This is a genomic window from Candidatus Nealsonbacteria bacterium, from assembly GCA_011050465.1.
In the GTDB taxonomy this organism is placed as follows: domain Bacteria; phylum Patescibacteriota; class Minisyncoccia; order Minisyncoccales; family RBG-13-36-15; genus RBG-13-36-15.
In genome coordinates this window covers 22,860-37,633 of sequence record DRFQ01000010.1, presented here as the reverse complement: position 1 = coordinate 37,633, position 14,774 = coordinate 22,860, and the positions used below count along the sequence as shown (strand labels likewise).

Genomic DNA, 14,774 nt, shown 5'->3' with positions numbered 1-14,774 from the left:
TTTTATCTATCGCTGAGATATTTTAATAGGAAATTTCTATTGCTCGGCTAGTTCCTTGATAAACGCCTATTGAATTAATAGTAAGGGTCCCATTAGCTGAAATAATCTTTACTGTATAGGTAGCACCATTATCTAAAGCAGCACCAGTGAAAGGTTCATCGCCAGCGACAGGAACATATGGTGGATTTTCCTTTCTAATCGCATATAAAACTCTCTCAATTCCGGTATCGGCAGCATAAAGAGCAACTACTGAATAGCCCATTCCTCTAATTATTCTGATTTGCCCGACTAAAAGAGTGCTTATCCCCAAACCAATACCAAGCAAAACGAACATAATTACTATGGCAAGATAGATAGCAACACCTCGCTGCATTACCTGTCCCGTTAGAAATCTTTGATTTCTTTTCGGGGTTATATTGTTACATTGCTTCATTGTTTTAATCTTCAAAATGACCAATGCCCAAATCTCAATGACTATTCAATGACTTAATAATCAATTATTTTTAGAAATTTAGGAATTGGGGGGGTTGATTAATTTATTGGTCATTGAAAATTGAGATTTTTATTGTTGGATGTCTAAATTTCTCTGGGAAATGGTGGTCTGGATTTTAATTCCCGGCCCTGTTACTCCCGCTTTTCTTATTGTCATTGAAATAGTTGCTCTTGGCTGAAGAGAGTCTGTCTGAGCAGCTCCTGAGAGATGAAATTGAAGTGAAGATATTTTCAGCTTATTAGAAGTTAGTTCTAAGATACCGCCCTTGTTTTCTTTAAGCTGGTAGTTATCTAAATAAAATTTCTGGCAGATATCTTGATAATTTATAAATTTTATACTATCGCCCGTGGCATTAACTTCATAATTATATCCTGAGCCAACAGCGGTAAGACAAGTCATCCCATCTGTATCTTTTTGTGCCATCCTTAAAGCTCGGCTCATATATTCTATAACATAACTCGACTCGTCTAAAAGTTTCTGGACAACTAAAGCTTTAGCCTGGGAACGGACAGCTGAAATAAAAAGACCAGTAGCAGATCCGATAACTAAGGCGAAAAAGGTTACGGCAACCATCAGCTCAATGAGGGTGAAGCCCCTCTTCATTTTAGCATTTAAGCATTTTAACATTTTAAATATTTTTATATTTTAGTGTTTATCAAATGTTTAGATGTTTAAATAATCTTTATTTCCAGTTGTACAAATTTTCCTGGGCAGTATGAGAATAGGTTTTTCCTTTCTCTTTCCATTCAACCAAAACAGTAACTTCCAAAATATCCGAGCCGTTTGGCACAATAGTAATTCCTCTTTTGAATTTAGTATCGGTATCAGCTGGATTATAGCTATAAATACCAGTAACTGAAATTTTTAGAAAACTCTCTGGAGGGACCAATAATAGATCTGGATCCTCAGTCGCTGTATAAGTATAATCTGCTGCACAGCCTGTTGAGCAGCCAGTCAACCCTTCGTCCCAAGAATTAGAACCAGCACTTTGTTCAATCCAATTTGTATCTCTAATATTTCTGACAATTTCAATTCCTTCCTGAGACAAGTAGGCTGCAATAAGCCGGGAAGAAGAAATAGCCATAACTCCCATAGTTTTGGTAATCAAAACAAAAGTTCCCGTTATCCCCACAAGAACCAAAACAATGGCAATGATGACCTCAAGAAGGGTGAAACCTTTATTCTTCATTTTAACATTAAACATTTCAGCATTTTAACATGTTTATATATTCAGATGATCTTTAGTCTATCTCAATTCGGCCAGCTTTATTTACTCTGATTTTTTTAATTTTGTTTGAATCAGCTTCTAAGGCGAGGATAATTGCCACATTATCTTTATCAACTCCTGCCGCATCTACAATCCTAATTATAGGGTCAGGGGGTTTAAAATTTATACTAAAAGAAGCTGCAGGAGGCTCAATGTTTTTTATAAACACTCCTTTTTCTAAACCTATATTTTCTTCAATAAAATCTCCTGCGCCACCCCATTTTTCATTTCCGCCATCACTATAAATTATATATTGATTTTCCCCCCTGGTTAAATGAATCCCATATCCTCCTAGAGGAACTCCCGGAGGAAAAATTTTTTGAGATTCTTTTGCTGACATTGCCATTTCTTGGACTCTTCTGATGTCTTGAGCTAATTTATTAGCTGCTCTTTGAAGGGCAAGTTGTTGTTCCCCCGCTCTATAACTAACAAGAACTATTCCGGTCAAAATAACAATAATACTAATTACAACTAAAAGCTCGATAAGAGTAAAACCTCTATTTGTTGCCTGCCCCGTTAGAAATCTTTGATTTCTTTTCGGGGTTACATTACCACATTGTTTCATTGTTACATTGTTAATTCTCTATTAACTATTAACAATTGGCTATTAGCTATTTTTACTAGAGTAAATGCAAATACCAGTTTATAATTTCTTTGCCCCAGAACAAAGCTATAAGGGTTCCGGTAATTAAGAACGGCCCAAAAGGAACTTCGCTCTTGAATGTTTTCTTTCTGAAGATGATCAGCCCTATTCCTATTATAGCTCCGAATAAAAAAGCTATAAAGAGGGCAACTAAAATATTGGAGAAACCAAGCAATAATCCCATAAAAAAGACTAATTTAGGATCGCCCCAACCCATCCAGCGACCCTTTGAAATAAGAACAACCGAGAAAAAGAAAGCTGAAGCGAATATGGCAGCCAAGAAATTGCTCATTGCTAATTGTTGATTGTTGATAGCGAATTGGTAGAAATTATAAATTAGGGCTAAGGCTATTGCCGGATAAATTATTTTGTCGGGAATGATGTAATGTTTTAAGTCATAGACAAAAATAATGATCAACATACAAGAAATAACTAACAAATAAATAAAATCTAGAAATTGGGAATTGGGAATTGAGAATTGGGAATTGAGAATTAGCAGAAATAGCATCGCAGTTGCTATTTCTACTAAAGGATACTGCCAGGAGATTTTTTTCTGACAATAACGGCACTTGCCCTTTAAAAATAAAAAGCTGAAAAGAGGAATTAAATCCTGCCAACTGAGAGTTCTTTTGCAATGAGGGCAATAGGATCTTTGAAACCCCGAAAAAAAATCTCCTCGAGATTTTAACGGGGCAAGTAAAAAGCCTTCCCCAGCCTGGAGGCGATAAATTATCGAATTCAGGAAAGAACCTGTTGTTAGGCCAAAAATAAAAATAGTGGAGTAAAAAAGAAAATTTAGCGCCATTTTCTGATTATAACACAAAAAGCAGAGTAAAAAGCCCTTTCTGAGGGCGGGACGGACCAGTTAATAGTATTCTCTAAGAAAATTATAGACAAGGATAAGGTATTAAGCCGCTATAAGACATCACATCTAAGATATTGATTATTCCATTACAATCTAAATCTAGGCTGGGATTACAAGAAGCAGGCTGCCCCCAACAAGACGATATGAACATGTTCAACAGCTCGTTTGGTATCGGGTCAGGACCGGCCGTCATCAAACCATCACCATTGGAATCGAGGCAGGCTGGACAAACAAAACAGGTATCATAACAACCAATAGAAGGATCCCCAATCTGCTGGTTCCTAAACAAATAATCAGTGCAATAATAGACCTGTTGTCCGTCTAAAGTTTTATTTAAAGATGTATAAGCACAGTATGTATCAGCTGGTAAAGGTGTTTTAATAGTTAGTGGCGAACCTCCTTGGGTGATGATATCATTTTCAATAGCAGCAATTTCAGACGAGATAGTAGGGTCTACATTATCATAATTTCCATAGTCTAAATAGAGATTTTCAGCTAGCTGCTGGAGCTGAAGCATATTGCTCTCAATTTTGGTATCTTTTGCCTTCTCTCGTACTGATCCCATTGCAACCAAAATAATGCCGGCCAAAATGCCAATAATGGTAATAACGACTAAGAGTTCGATTAAAGTGAAACCCTTATTCATAGAAGCGGATTGACCCCGAAGGAGAACCTTTAGTTCCCTACGGGGCAGGCGCGGGTAGCTATGCGGATTCACCCGCCCGCCTTCCTGCCCGTTGAAATACTTAAAACTGGCACCTTGAGAATGATTATCGCGTGTCAGTTCTATCTGATTTGCGTCGAGAAGGTAGGTGGGCACGACGCGGAAAATTTTCTTCGCTTTTGTCGAACTAAACATTATTAAATTATACTCTAAAAATTAAAAAAGGGAAATAAAAGACTAACTTTTCGGGAACAGTTCCCGGTAAAATTATTATATTAAGGTTATTGGGGGAATCAAAGGTGTCGAAATAAACATGAAAAAATCAACCCGCCTCTTCGGCGGGTTGATTGCGAAAAAAATCCGGCTTTTTCGTTTTTTAAATTTATTATTCGCAAGTATAAACTTCTGAGCCAGGCGTATCATCACAGGCAGGCTCAGTGGGTGTAGTGTTCGCATCATATCTCGCTGATCTCCCCTGACTGTCTATACACCAATATTTCCCTGAATTTAATTTTACCTCGGCGCAATAAGCCTGATCAGTAACAATAATATCTACCCCGTATTCAGGAGTAGCTTCATCAGATGGTTTTATCCCTCCCTGGACAGCCATGTCAGCGCAAAGGGCATCAATGTTTGGGTTAGTAACGGTACAATCAAAGTTGGTAGAACCTGGAGGGCTGGTATAACTATCGTGATTATTGTTGTAAAATAGATCGGCTGCGTTCCGAAGCTGGCCCATCTCGGCAATAATCCTGGAATCTTTTGCCTTATTCCTCGCTCCACCCATAGCCACCAAAACGATGCCTGCCAAAATTCCGATGATGGCAATAACGACTAGTATCTCAATGAGAGTGAAGCCTCGATATTTTCTGATAAGGATTGAGTGCATTGTTAATTGTTAATTGTTTTTGTATTCTTAAATTATACAACAAAAATTAAAGAAAAGAAATAAAAAAATCAACCCGCCGCTGGCGGGTTGATTGCCGGAAATCGTGTGTAAGGATGATCTCACTAATTTTCAATCAGGAAATAGAACTGACCCTAATTTACGCCCTAATTTAGACAATTTTTACATACTCTATGGACAAGTTGTCGTCGTCGGATCTGCCGCCAGAAGAGTATAAGCCTGGGATTTACCAATAGAATCAACACACCAACCTTTGTCGGTCCCACTCTTAAGAGCCACATAGGCCGCGTAAGCATCATCGCCAGCAGACTTTACTATAAAGATGCCTGCTTTCCCCAAGGCACCTGTATTCACGGCCGCAGCAGTAGTACAGAGTGCACCTTGTTGTGCGCGTACATCACCGTCAAGAGCTTTTAAACTTGAGTCACGGGTCGTGTCCCCAGTACAAGCAGGAGCGGTACCACCAGTATACACTGGTGTATCAAAGCCGTCGTTGGCACCAGCGGTTCCGTCGGGGTACACAGTACCAGTATATAACATTTCCGCAAGCGCTCTTGTTTGAGCTACACTAGCTTGAATTCTGGCATCTTTGGCTTTGTCTCTTGCTCCACCCAAAGCCACCAAGACAATTCCGGCTAAAATTCCGATAATGGCGATAACCACCAATAATTCAATCAAGGTAAAACCCTTTTCTCCTCTTTTTTTACTGAAAAATTGAGTCATTTTCAATTTTATTATTTATTATTTATTGTTTATTGTTTATTGGCTCGACCTTTTATTAATGTCTTTTTTTACTATAACATATCTAAATCAAGTCAAGTTGTGGAAAAGTCGAGCGAAGCCAAGCACTTAAAACGTTGAGTCGTTAAGTGCTCGGTGAAGCGAGAACCGAGCCCCCCACCACTTTTTATTTAAAAGTGGTGGGGGGTTACATCATTCCGACGACATTATAAAGAGTAAGAATCACAGACCCCACCATTCCTCCGACAACTATTCCTAAAACCACAATGGTAAGGGGAACCAATAAATCTAGAACATTTTCCAAGCTTCTGTTAACTTCTTTTTGGTAGAAATCAACTAAATGCATTAAAGTTTCCTCTAAGGTTCCGGTCCTCTCCCCCACTGAAGTCATTTGGGTAAAAAGAGGCGGGAAGCTTCCTGGATATTTGGCAAAGACTGAATTTATCTGGCCTCCCTTTCTAACAGTATCACGAGCTTCAATAATAATAGCTTTGTACACTTCGTTGCCAACTACCTCTCCGGCTGTCTCTAAAGCCGGGGCTATCTGGACACCGCCTGAAATCAAAGTGGAAAGATTTTCAGCAAAACGAGAAAGATAGATTTTTTTTAAAAGACCGCTGATTACCGGAATCTTTAGAGAAACTTTATTCCAAAGGGTTTTTCCTTCCTTTGTTTTCAAGTACTGGTAAACGAATAAGACGGCAGTAATGAAAACTAAAATCATAACTATTATCCATTTTTTGATAAAATCAACCGTCCCAAAAACAATTCTAGTCATTAAAGGAGGCTCAACCCCCATGTCTTTAACAATTTGGGAAATCTGAGGAAAAACAAAGAGAACCATTATCAAAACTACTCCACCCATCACTACCATTACCATTATAGGATAAAGCATTGCTCCTTGAATTCGAGAATAAAAATCATTTTCTTTCTCTAGGTGATCAGCTAAATATTCCAAGGCTTTGGAAAGCTTACCAGCTGTTTCTCCTGATTTAATTATACTGATAAAAAAGGGGGAGAAGACCTCCGAAAAACGGGAAAGGGCCTTAGACAAAGAGGCTCCAGCTTCAACGTCTTCAGTAATTTTAACAATTTTTTCCCGGAAAGAAAGGCTTTCAGTCTGGATAACCATCACCCTCAAAGATTCGGTTAAAGCTACCTTGCTTTTAAACATAATTGAAAGCTGGCGGGCAAAAATAGCCTTATCTCTTCTGGAAATTCCCCTAAATAATTTTATTTTTTTAGCAAAAATAGGATGAGCCCCAGCTTCCTCTAAAGCGGTGATGAAAATTCCGTGTTTTTGCAATATAGCCAAAGCTGCCTCTCGACTAAAAGCTTCAACAATACCTGATTGAATGTCTCCATCTTCAGTTCTGGCTTGATAGGAAAACTTCATAGACCACGAATCACAACCACGAATAAATTACGAATTGCTCACTAATTATCACGAATACGTTATTAGTGAATATTTGTGTTAAATTAGTGTTTTATTGGTGGTCTTAATTAGCGTTTTATTGGTGGTTATTATCTTCTTACTAACATCCGTAATTCCGTCGGACTTTGAGAATAAAGCAAAGCACTATCCAAAGAAATCTCTTTTCTTCTCACTAATGCGGCCAAAGATCTATCTAAAGATATCATCCCTTCTTCAGCTGAGGTATCAATGACTAAAGGAATCTCGTGAACTTTATTTTCTCGAATTAAATTGGCAATAGCTGGAGTGGCCAGCATCACCTCACAGGCAGGTATTAAACCTCCCTTAAGACTGGGGATTAATCTTTGAGAAATCACTCCCAATAAAGAAGAAGCCAACTGAGCTCTAATTTGGTTCTGTTGGGCAGGAGAAAAAGAATCAACAATCCGATGTATGCTCTGGCCGGCTGAATTGGTGTGCAGGGTTGCAAAGACCAAGTGGCCTGTTTCAGCAGCAGTAATGGCCGTGGTCATAGTTTCGGAGTCCCGCATTTCTCCAACCATAATAACATCGGGATCCTGACGTAAAGTAGAACGGAGAGACCTGGTAAAAGAGTGGGTATCTGCATAAAGCTCTCTTTGGTCAATAATTGAACGATCGTCTTCGAAAACATATTCAATCGGATCTTCAATGGTAATAATGTGATCAGCCCGGGTATGATTAATCTCATCGATTAAAGCAGCTAGAGTAGTCGATTTACCATGAGAAGAGGGGCCGGTTATTAAAACAAATCCCTGACTATGATGGGTAAAAGTATGTAAAATTGGCGGGAGATTTAGTTCTTCAATGGTTTTAATTTTAGACGGAATCAAACGGCAGGCAATACTAATATTTGAACTTTGGAAAAAAATGTTTAGTCTAAAACGGGCTTTTTCGCCAAAAGCATAGGAAAAATCAATTTCCTTTTCTCTTAAAAATTTCTCTTTTTGATTCTCGGTCATTAGAACAAAGGCTAATTCTTGGGTATCTTGAGCGATTAATTTTCTCTCCTTCAAGAGGGGAACCAATCTTCCGGTAATTCTCAGTATTGGCGGATGGTCAACCGAAAGATGCAGGTCCGAAGCTTGAGCTTCAATGCATAAAGAAAGAAATTCTTTTATTAAATTGTGGTAATCTGTCATTGTTCTAAAATTTTTTTAATTTCCTTAACGACTTCTGAGGGAGTATAGTGGGATTTAATTAAATATTTATCCGCTCCCAGTTTTAGGCCTCTCTCTACCTCCTCTTTTGAAGTAAGATTAGAAAGAATAACAACTTTTAAATCTTTCAACCCTTCATCTTTTTTCATCTCTCCAAGAATTTCCCAGCCATTAATAGCTGGTAAAACAATATCCAAAAGCAAAATATCGGGCTTTTTTACTTTCATCTTTCTCAATCCTTCTCGGCCGTTAGTGGCAACCTCAACTTCAAATCCAATCTCTTTGAATTTAGTGGTATAAAGATCAACTAAAAAGGGGTCGTCTTCAATTAGTAAAATTGTTTTCATATGCCGCGAATCACAACCACGAATAAATTACGAATTACTCACTAATTATCACGAATACGTTATTAGTGAATATTTGTGTTAAATTAGTGTTCTATTGGTGGTCTTAATTAGTGTTTTATTGGTGGTTATTATCCCTCCACTATTCTTATTTCTTCAGCTGCTCTAATAACTTCCTCTATTGAAGTGATGCCCTGAAGAACCTTTAAGACTCCGTCTTGTTTCATAGTAATCATTCCCTGACGGAAAGCTTCTTCTTTAATCTTGGCCTCGGTTGTGCCTTTTAAAATAATCTCAGCTAATTCGTCTGTCATTTTTAAAACCTCGAAAATAGCTGTCCGGCCAAAAAACCCTTGTTGATTACATTTTTTACAACCTTCGGCTGTATAAATCTTGAGTGGATTTGGAATTTTAACGTCTTTTTTTGTCGAAGAAGGCAAATTCTCAATATCTTTAAGGATTAAATCTTTAATTTCTGGTTTCGGTACTATCTTTTTTTTACAATCTGGGCAAAGAATCCTAATCAATCTCTGGGCCATGGCAATATTTAAAACTGCCGGAATTAAAAATGGCTCCACTCCCATATCAACTAATCTCGGAACCACCCCTAAAGCATTTGTAGTATGTAAGGTCGATAGAACTATATGGCCAGTTAGGGTGGCATGGATGGCAGCGTTGGCAGTTTCCGGGTCTCGAATTTCTCCAACCATTAAGATGTTAGGATTTTGTCTAACTAAATGCCTAAGACCCTTGGCAAAATCAAAACCAAGTTCCGGTCTAACCTGAGACTGGTTGATGCCATCGAGATAATATTCAACTGGGTCTTCCAGGGTTAAAATATTTACCTCCTCTTTATTTAAACGAGAGAGCATGGCATATAAAGTAGTGGTTTTGCCGCTGCTAGTTGGACCGGTAATCAAAATCAACCCATAAGGTTTTTGGAGAGCTTCTTTCGTTATTTTTAAGTTTCTTCCTGTTAAACCAAGCCCTTCAACTGACTTTAATCCTTTCTCTGGGTCTAAAATTCTAAGAGCTACTTTTTCTCCCAAGATGGTAGGAAAGGTTGAGACCCTAAAATCAATATCATGATTTCCTATCCTGGTAGAAAAACGTCCATCTTGAGGGATTCTAGTTTCATCAAGCTTCATGTTGGAAAGAATTTTTATTCTTGCTATCACTGCTGAATGAATTCTTAGGGGTAAAAAAATACTAGATTTTAAAAGGCCATCTACTCTAAAACGAACTCTTGATTTTTTTCTAAGGGGTTCGATGTGGATATCAGAAGCTCTCCCCTCTACAGCATGCCTAACAATAACAGCTACTATCTTAACAACGGGGGCTTCTTCGACCAACCTTTCCATCTCTGATTTCTTTAAAGGTCTGGCCTTGACTTTCTCGCCTTTCAGCTCGGTTTCTAACTCTTCTAAGGCCTGGGTAACCTCTCCTTTCAGGGTGCGGTATTGTTTTAGAAGGTTGTCAAGGGTAGTGGGAGCAATTAGAGAAATCTGATAAGAGAACTTATTCTGGCGAGCTAAGAATTTTAAAGCTTCCTGGGCAACCGTATCTCTGGGATAAACCATTCCTATCTCTAAGACATTATTATCTTTGGCTAAAGGAATCATTTTGTAGTATCTGATTGACTCTTCGGGAATAAGTTCTAAGGTTTCCAGAAGAACATCTTCGGCGCGGACTTCTCTTAGGGGAATTTTAAGATTTTCGCTTTTCAGATTAAATAAGAATTTTTCATCAACCACTCCTTTTTCTAAAATTACCTCTTCTTCTTTCCTTCCTGAGTTTTTAATTTCAAATTCTAAAGAAGTGGCCTTTTCTCTGTCAATTACCTCTTGCTTGAGTAATTGTTGAACTAAAGTCATAACTAAAGTCATAACCCGACACTAATTTACTCTGGCTCACTCTTTCTTCAGAAAGAGTGAGACTCCCCGTAGGGTTGATAAAGCACGAATAACACTAATAAATTATTCGTGACATTAGTATACGATTAGTGTATTGGTGTCATTTTTTAATATGGTAAAAAGGGGTTTTCTCGACCGATATCTCCTTCAAAGGGAGGGATTTCTTCAAAAGGCTGAAGTTCTTGAAGTATGGGTTTCTCTAATATCTCGAGATTGATTTCTACCTTCTTTTCTTTTGGTGTCAATGGTGGAGAAGAGAGGGGTTTAAATAAATAATTTTGGCCAAACCAAAGTGCGCCAATTAAAACTGCAATTATAAAAATCCAATTTAAATATTTTTGTCTTTTTCTTTGTTGAAAAAATGGCAAAGCCATTGAAAACATTCGGCGAGGAGTTCGGCTGAGGCTTACTCGAAGCCCTCAGCCTTAATCCCGAGCCTTTCGGCAGTGAAGTCTTCCATTCAATCGGGCCAAAATGCTCAAGACCGGACTGCAATGTCGAAGGATTAATAAGATTTAGTTCTTATTGATAGTGAAAAATTAAATATCTCTGATATCTCAACTGTCTCGCTTTCTTTGTTCTGAGAAGCCGAAAAAGAAATACTATCTACTTCAATTAGACGAGCTGATTTCTCTAAAGTTTTCAAAAAGTTTTTCAAAGAAGAGTAAGAACCAGAAAGTTCTAAAGAACCCTGGATTTCTTTAATATCGGCTCTTTCAGGAATAGGTTTAGTCGAAAAGGAGCTGATACCCGTTAAGATTAGTCCATTTTCGGGAGCAACTTTTTGTAAATACTTCAATAATGATAGTAACGGAGGATTAAGGGATAGGGCCGAATCAATTTTTGTTAGTTCTTCTCGGTGTTTATCGAGCTCTTTAGAAATCAGGGACAGCGCTTGATAATATTCATTTTGATTCTGAATTTCCTGTTTTTCATTCTCGATTTGAACCCGAAGATTATCTAATTCTTGATAACGAGGCCAAAAGAAAATTACCCCAAGAACAAGGGAAATACCAAGTAAAATAAAACTGATAAAAATTCTAGGCATTTATTTTAAAAATTTGAAAATTTCTGGATGAAGAAAAAGTAAAATAGTAAAACCAACTTTCTCTCCCTCTTTCACCCGAACATTAGATAAATCTGTTCTTAAAATTTGTTTGTCTTCTCTAAAAATTAAAAGTTGCTGACCCAAAGCTGTCTTTTCTGCCTCCCCTGACAATTCAACTTCGGCTGTTTGGGTATTTAAATTTAATTCAGAAATCCAGACTTGGGGATGAGTTATTCCCTCCAGAAACGCAAAAAAATCAGAGCTAACTTTATGCTGGTTAATTAAAAGAGTGAAGTCGTCAATCTTTCGCTGATATTGAGAAACTCTTCTTTCTAACTCCTGTTCATTCGTGCTTCTTGGTTGGGCTAAAATTTTCTTTGTTGATTCTAAAGTCTTCTCTTCTTCCCCGATAAAATAACCGAAAAGAAAGAAAGCCACAGTAATTCCCATTAAAACTGCTATTGAGAGAAAAAACAGAATCTTTGTCCATACGGGCTCTTTTTTTGTTGGTTTAGGTATAATTTCTATCATAATTTTTCACTTCGTGAAAAACGCAGATTTCCTCGCAGATCAGCAACATGGATCGACTCATATATCTAATTCTAGAGATCTGCGTGAAGATTGTTTAGGCCAAGGTTTCTATCTCAAGCCACGGAGAGCAGCTCCTACGACAACGGCATATGCTGGTCCCATTTCCTTTAAAGATTTTTCTAGAATAGGGGGATAAAAAATATCGGCAAAAGGATTAATTACCTCTGTTTCTTTTTCTAAAGAAGAAGAGAAATGTTCTTGGAAACCAGGGATTAAAGATGTGCCCCCGGTCAGAATAATTTTTTCGACTGTCTTATCTTCAGTTTGCCGGAAATTTTGAAAGATTCTTTTGATCTCCACTATAATTGAATCAATCACCGGGACAAGAGCTTGAGCCGCTTTCTTGGGATTATTTTCTTCTAAAGCAGGAAGGGTTTCTCTTTCTGAATCTCCTCTAAGAAATCTTAATCCATATTTCTTTTTTGATTCTTCTGCTGCTTTATAGTTAATATTTAAACTTTTGGCTAAGGTTTGTGTCAGCTCGTTGCCGGCAATATCAAAACTACGGCTTAATTTCAAGACCCCTTTATCTATAATACTACAAGTTGTGCTTTGAGCGCCAATATCAACGATAGAAACTATCTTTTTCAAATCTTGATTTTTAATAGCCGCTCGAGAAAGACTAAAAGCTTCAGCCTCCAGCCCTTGAAGCTTTAAGTTGGAAAGTTTAGCAATTTCTCGGTATTGATAAATAACTTCATTCGGAACAGCCACTAAAAGAATTTTGAGCTTAGTTCCTTTTTTGTCCCCTGGTTTCCCTTCAACTACCTGCCAGTCAATAGTGACCTCAGAAAGAGAAAGAGGAATATGTTGTGGTGCTTCAAACTGAATCGCCTGGGGAAGTTCTTCTTCTGTCATCTGGGGTAATTCAAAATTAGTAAAGAAACTAGAAAAATCAGGGACCGAAAAAACAGCTTCTTTTTTCTTGGTTTTAACTTCAGATAAAATAGCTCTGAGCGCCTTGGCAACTTCTGAGCTGGAAAGTAAGAGAGTATTTTTTTCAAATGTTCGAAATGGTTTTTCGTATAAAATTAGGGCAGAAGTTTCACCGTAATTGTCCAACTTAACCCTTGCTCCAACTTTTGTCAGGCTAACAATCTTAATGAAAGCTGTGCCAATATCCACACCCAAACAACTCTGGTGGGATATTGTAAGTTTGGGAAGAGTTATTTTAAAAGGAAGTTTAATCATATCGGGAATTTACTTTCTTTGTTTTCTATTATAACATTTAAAAAAAAATAAAAAAGCCATTCCTCCCTCATCCTCGACAAGCTTAATCAAAAACTAAATGAAAATCTTATTCTTTCTAAAAAAATCTGTCTTAGATCTCTTTTTTCCGAAATTCTGTTTTAGCTGCCGGGAAGAAGGAAGTTATCTCTGCCAAGATTGTCTTTCAACTCTTGAAATCTTAGAGTACCAATATTGTCTTTGTAAAAAACCTTTAAGATTGGTCCTGGCTGGTAAATGTCGATCTTGTTATTATAAAAAACTTAATGGGCTTTATTTTGCCCTGCCTTATCAAAACCAGCTTTTACGAAAATTAATCCATAAATTCAAATACGAACCTTATGTCAAAGAACTGGCCGAGCTTTTATCTTCTTTAATTATATCTCATTTCAAACTTTCAAACAAACCTCCTCGGTTTGGTCTGGATTGGGTTTTTATTCCTATTCCCCTGAGTATAAAAAGAGAGAAAAAACGAGGCTTTAATCAGGCAAAAGAAATTGCCAAAGAATTATCAAAAAAATTAAATCTTCCTCTGGCTGACGATATTTTATTGAAGATTAAAGAAACTTTCCCCCAGGTAGAATTAGAAGAAGAAGCAAGAATAGAAAATATTAAAGAATCTTTTGCGGCCAGCAGAAAATTGAATGGTAAAAAAATTCTTTTGATTGATGATGTGTATACTACCGGAGCTACTATGGAGGAATGCGCAAAAACTTTGAAAGTGGCAGGAGCAAAAGAAATCTGGGGAGTAGTGGTTGCCAGAGGATAGTTATCTAATACTCAGCGTTTAGTGAATAAAAAAACCGGAATTAAATCCGGTTTTTTTATGAGGCGGAGGGAATAGGACCAAAGCACTAAAAACTTTTAGTGCTCGGCCGAGCACCGAAACACATGATGCCTTAGGTGTTCGGTGCTCTGGTTCGAACCTTCGACAATCTTTAGCTGTAGCGATTTTTAACCCCCGTAGGAAAGCGGTGGGCGCAGGACTCGAACCTGCACGCCCCTTGCAGGGCCCCAGTTTTCAAGACTGGTGTCTTGCCATTCGACACAGCCCACCATTTTGCGGACTTGTCCGCCGAAGCTCCAACGAAGCGAAGGCGGAGAGGGCGGGACTCCCTTCGACTCCGCTCAGGATAAACTTCTCGTCCCTACTATCATAATTCAACGCTTGCGGGCTTGCACTGAGCAAGCGCAGCGCGTCGAAGTGCGGAGAGGGCGGGACTCGAACCCGCAAACGGCTTTTTACACCGTTACAGTTTAGCAAACTGCTGCCTTGCCATTCGGCGCACCTCTCCAAACATCTCCATTTTATAAATAAAACCTATTTAAGTCAATTGATTTTGGGTTAATTCTGTGGTAATTTAAAGAAGTTCGCCCTCGTAGTTTAATGGACAAAATGCAAGCTTGCGGAGCTTGAGACTGTAGGTTCGATTCCTACCGAGGGCGCTAATATTTTTT

The 14,774-nt window shown here is 38.0% G+C and carries 17 protein-coding genes and 3 tRNA genes; 2 read left to right on the top strand and 18 right to left on the bottom strand.

Translation table 11 applies throughout. The features are described from left to right. Positions 1 to 22: 22 nt before the first annotated feature. The 16 genes from ENH66_03785 to pilM form a co-directional block, all read right to left on the bottom strand. Positions 23 to 433, bottom strand: coding sequence for a hypothetical protein (locus tag ENH66_03785; GenBank protein ID HDZ54786.1), 411 nt, complete (start codon positions 431 to 433; stop codon positions 23 to 25). 129 nt (positions 434 to 562) lie between these two features. After that, positions 563 to 1,120 carry a type II secretion system protein gene (locus ENH66_03780; protein HDZ54785.1) on the bottom strand — a complete coding sequence of 186 codons (558 nt, stop codon included), beginning with the start codon at positions 1,118 to 1,120 and terminating at the stop codon, positions 563 to 565. Positions 1,121 to 1,175: 55 nt separating this feature from the next. Beyond that, entirely contained in the window at positions 1,176 to 1,697 is a 522-nt protein-coding gene (locus tag ENH66_03775) for a prepilin-type N-terminal cleavage/methylation domain-containing protein (GenBank protein ID HDZ54784.1), read from the bottom strand. A 37-nt stretch (positions 1,698 to 1,734) separates the two neighbouring features. Further along, positions 1,735 to 2,325, bottom strand: coding sequence for a prepilin-type N-terminal cleavage/methylation domain-containing protein (locus ENH66_03770; protein HDZ54783.1), 591 nt, complete (start codon positions 2,323 to 2,325; stop codon positions 1,735 to 1,737). Between the two features lie 55 nt (positions 2,326 to 2,380). Continuing rightward, positions 2,381 to 3,208 carry a prepilin peptidase gene (locus ENH66_03765; protein HDZ54782.1) on the bottom strand — a complete coding sequence of 276 codons (828 nt, stop codon included), beginning with the start codon at positions 3,206 to 3,208 and terminating at the stop codon, positions 2,381 to 2,383. An 82-nt stretch (positions 3,209 to 3,290) separates the two neighbouring features. Beyond that, positions 3,291 to 3,914 carry a type II secretion system protein gene (locus ENH66_03760; GenBank protein ID HDZ54781.1) on the bottom strand — a complete coding sequence of 208 codons (624 nt, stop codon included), beginning with the start codon at positions 3,912 to 3,914 and terminating at the stop codon, positions 3,291 to 3,293. Positions 3,915 to 4,317: 403 nt separating this feature from the next. Continuing rightward, positions 4,318 to 4,821 carry a prepilin-type N-terminal cleavage/methylation domain-containing protein gene (locus ENH66_03755; protein ID HDZ54780.1) on the bottom strand — a complete coding sequence of 168 codons (504 nt, stop codon included), beginning with the start codon at positions 4,819 to 4,821 and terminating at the stop codon, positions 4,318 to 4,320. A 189-nt stretch (positions 4,822 to 5,010) separates the two neighbouring features. Further along, the gene (locus tag ENH66_03750; protein ID HDZ54779.1) at positions 5,011 to 5,562 is read right to left on the bottom strand and encodes a type II secretion system protein; all 552 of its coding nucleotides are present in this window, start codon (positions 5,560 to 5,562) and stop codon (positions 5,011 to 5,013) included. A gap of 205 nt (positions 5,563 to 5,767) precedes the next feature. Further along, positions 5,768 to 6,976 (bottom strand): type II secretion system F family protein, encoded by a 1,209-nt coding sequence (locus ENH66_03745; protein ID HDZ54778.1) that lies wholly within the window; start codon positions 6,974 to 6,976, stop codon positions 5,768 to 5,770. A 128-nt stretch (positions 6,977 to 7,104) separates the two neighbouring features. After that, positions 7,105 to 8,175: a type IV pilus twitching motility protein PilT gene (locus tag ENH66_03740; GenBank protein HDZ54777.1), complete on the bottom strand. Its 1,071-nt coding sequence runs from the start codon at positions 8,173 to 8,175 to the stop codon at positions 7,105 to 7,107. Then, positions 8,172 to 8,540: a response regulator gene (locus tag ENH66_03735; GenBank protein HDZ54776.1), complete on the bottom strand. Its 369-nt coding sequence runs from the start codon at positions 8,538 to 8,540 to the stop codon at positions 8,172 to 8,174. The genes ENH66_03740 and ENH66_03735 overlap by 4 nt, the downstream gene beginning before the upstream one ends. Before the next feature lie 128 nt (positions 8,541 to 8,668). Then, positions 8,669 to 10,411 carry a type II/IV secretion system protein gene (locus ENH66_03730; protein HDZ54775.1) on the bottom strand — a complete coding sequence of 581 codons (1,743 nt, stop codon included), beginning with the start codon at positions 10,409 to 10,411 and terminating at the stop codon, positions 8,669 to 8,671. Positions 10,412 to 10,557: 146 nt separating this feature from the next. After that, complete coding sequence (locus ENH66_03725; GenBank protein ID HDZ54774.1) at positions 10,558 to 10,824, bottom strand: hypothetical protein; 267 nt, start codon at positions 10,822 to 10,824, stop codon at positions 10,558 to 10,560. 131 nt (positions 10,825 to 10,955) lie between these two features. Further along, positions 10,956 to 11,498 (bottom strand): hypothetical protein, encoded by a 543-nt coding sequence (locus tag ENH66_03720; GenBank protein ID HDZ54773.1) that lies wholly within the window; start codon positions 11,496 to 11,498, stop codon positions 10,956 to 10,958. Then, positions 11,499 to 12,029 carry a hypothetical protein gene (locus ENH66_03715; protein HDZ54772.1) on the bottom strand — a complete coding sequence of 177 codons (531 nt, stop codon included), beginning with the start codon at positions 12,027 to 12,029 and terminating at the stop codon, positions 11,499 to 11,501. Positions 12,030 to 12,137: 108 nt separating this feature from the next. Continuing rightward, complete coding sequence (gene pilM, locus ENH66_03710; GenBank protein HDZ54771.1) at positions 12,138 to 13,280, bottom strand: type IV pilus assembly protein PilM; 1,143 nt, start codon at positions 13,278 to 13,280, stop codon at positions 12,138 to 12,140. Positions 13,281 to 13,377: 97 nt separating this feature from the next. On the opposite strand from pilM, the gene ENH66_03705 reads away from it, so the two are divergent. Continuing rightward, entirely contained in the window at positions 13,378 to 14,085 is a 708-nt protein-coding gene (locus ENH66_03705) for a ComF family protein (protein ID HDZ54770.1), read from the top strand. 203 nt (positions 14,086 to 14,288) lie between these two features. On the opposite strand, the gene ENH66_03700 is transcribed toward ENH66_03705, so the two are convergent. Continuing rightward, positions 14,289 to 14,373, bottom strand: a tRNA-Ser gene (locus tag ENH66_03700). Between the two features lie 150 nt (positions 14,374 to 14,523). Then, positions 14,524 to 14,611, bottom strand: a tRNA-Ser gene (locus tag ENH66_03695). A 78-nt stretch (positions 14,612 to 14,689) separates the two neighbouring features. On the opposite strand from ENH66_03695, the gene ENH66_03690 reads away from it, so the two are divergent. Next, positions 14,690 to 14,765 (top strand) — tRNA-Arg (locus tag ENH66_03690). The last annotated feature ends 9 nt before the right edge of the window (positions 14,766 to 14,774 follow it).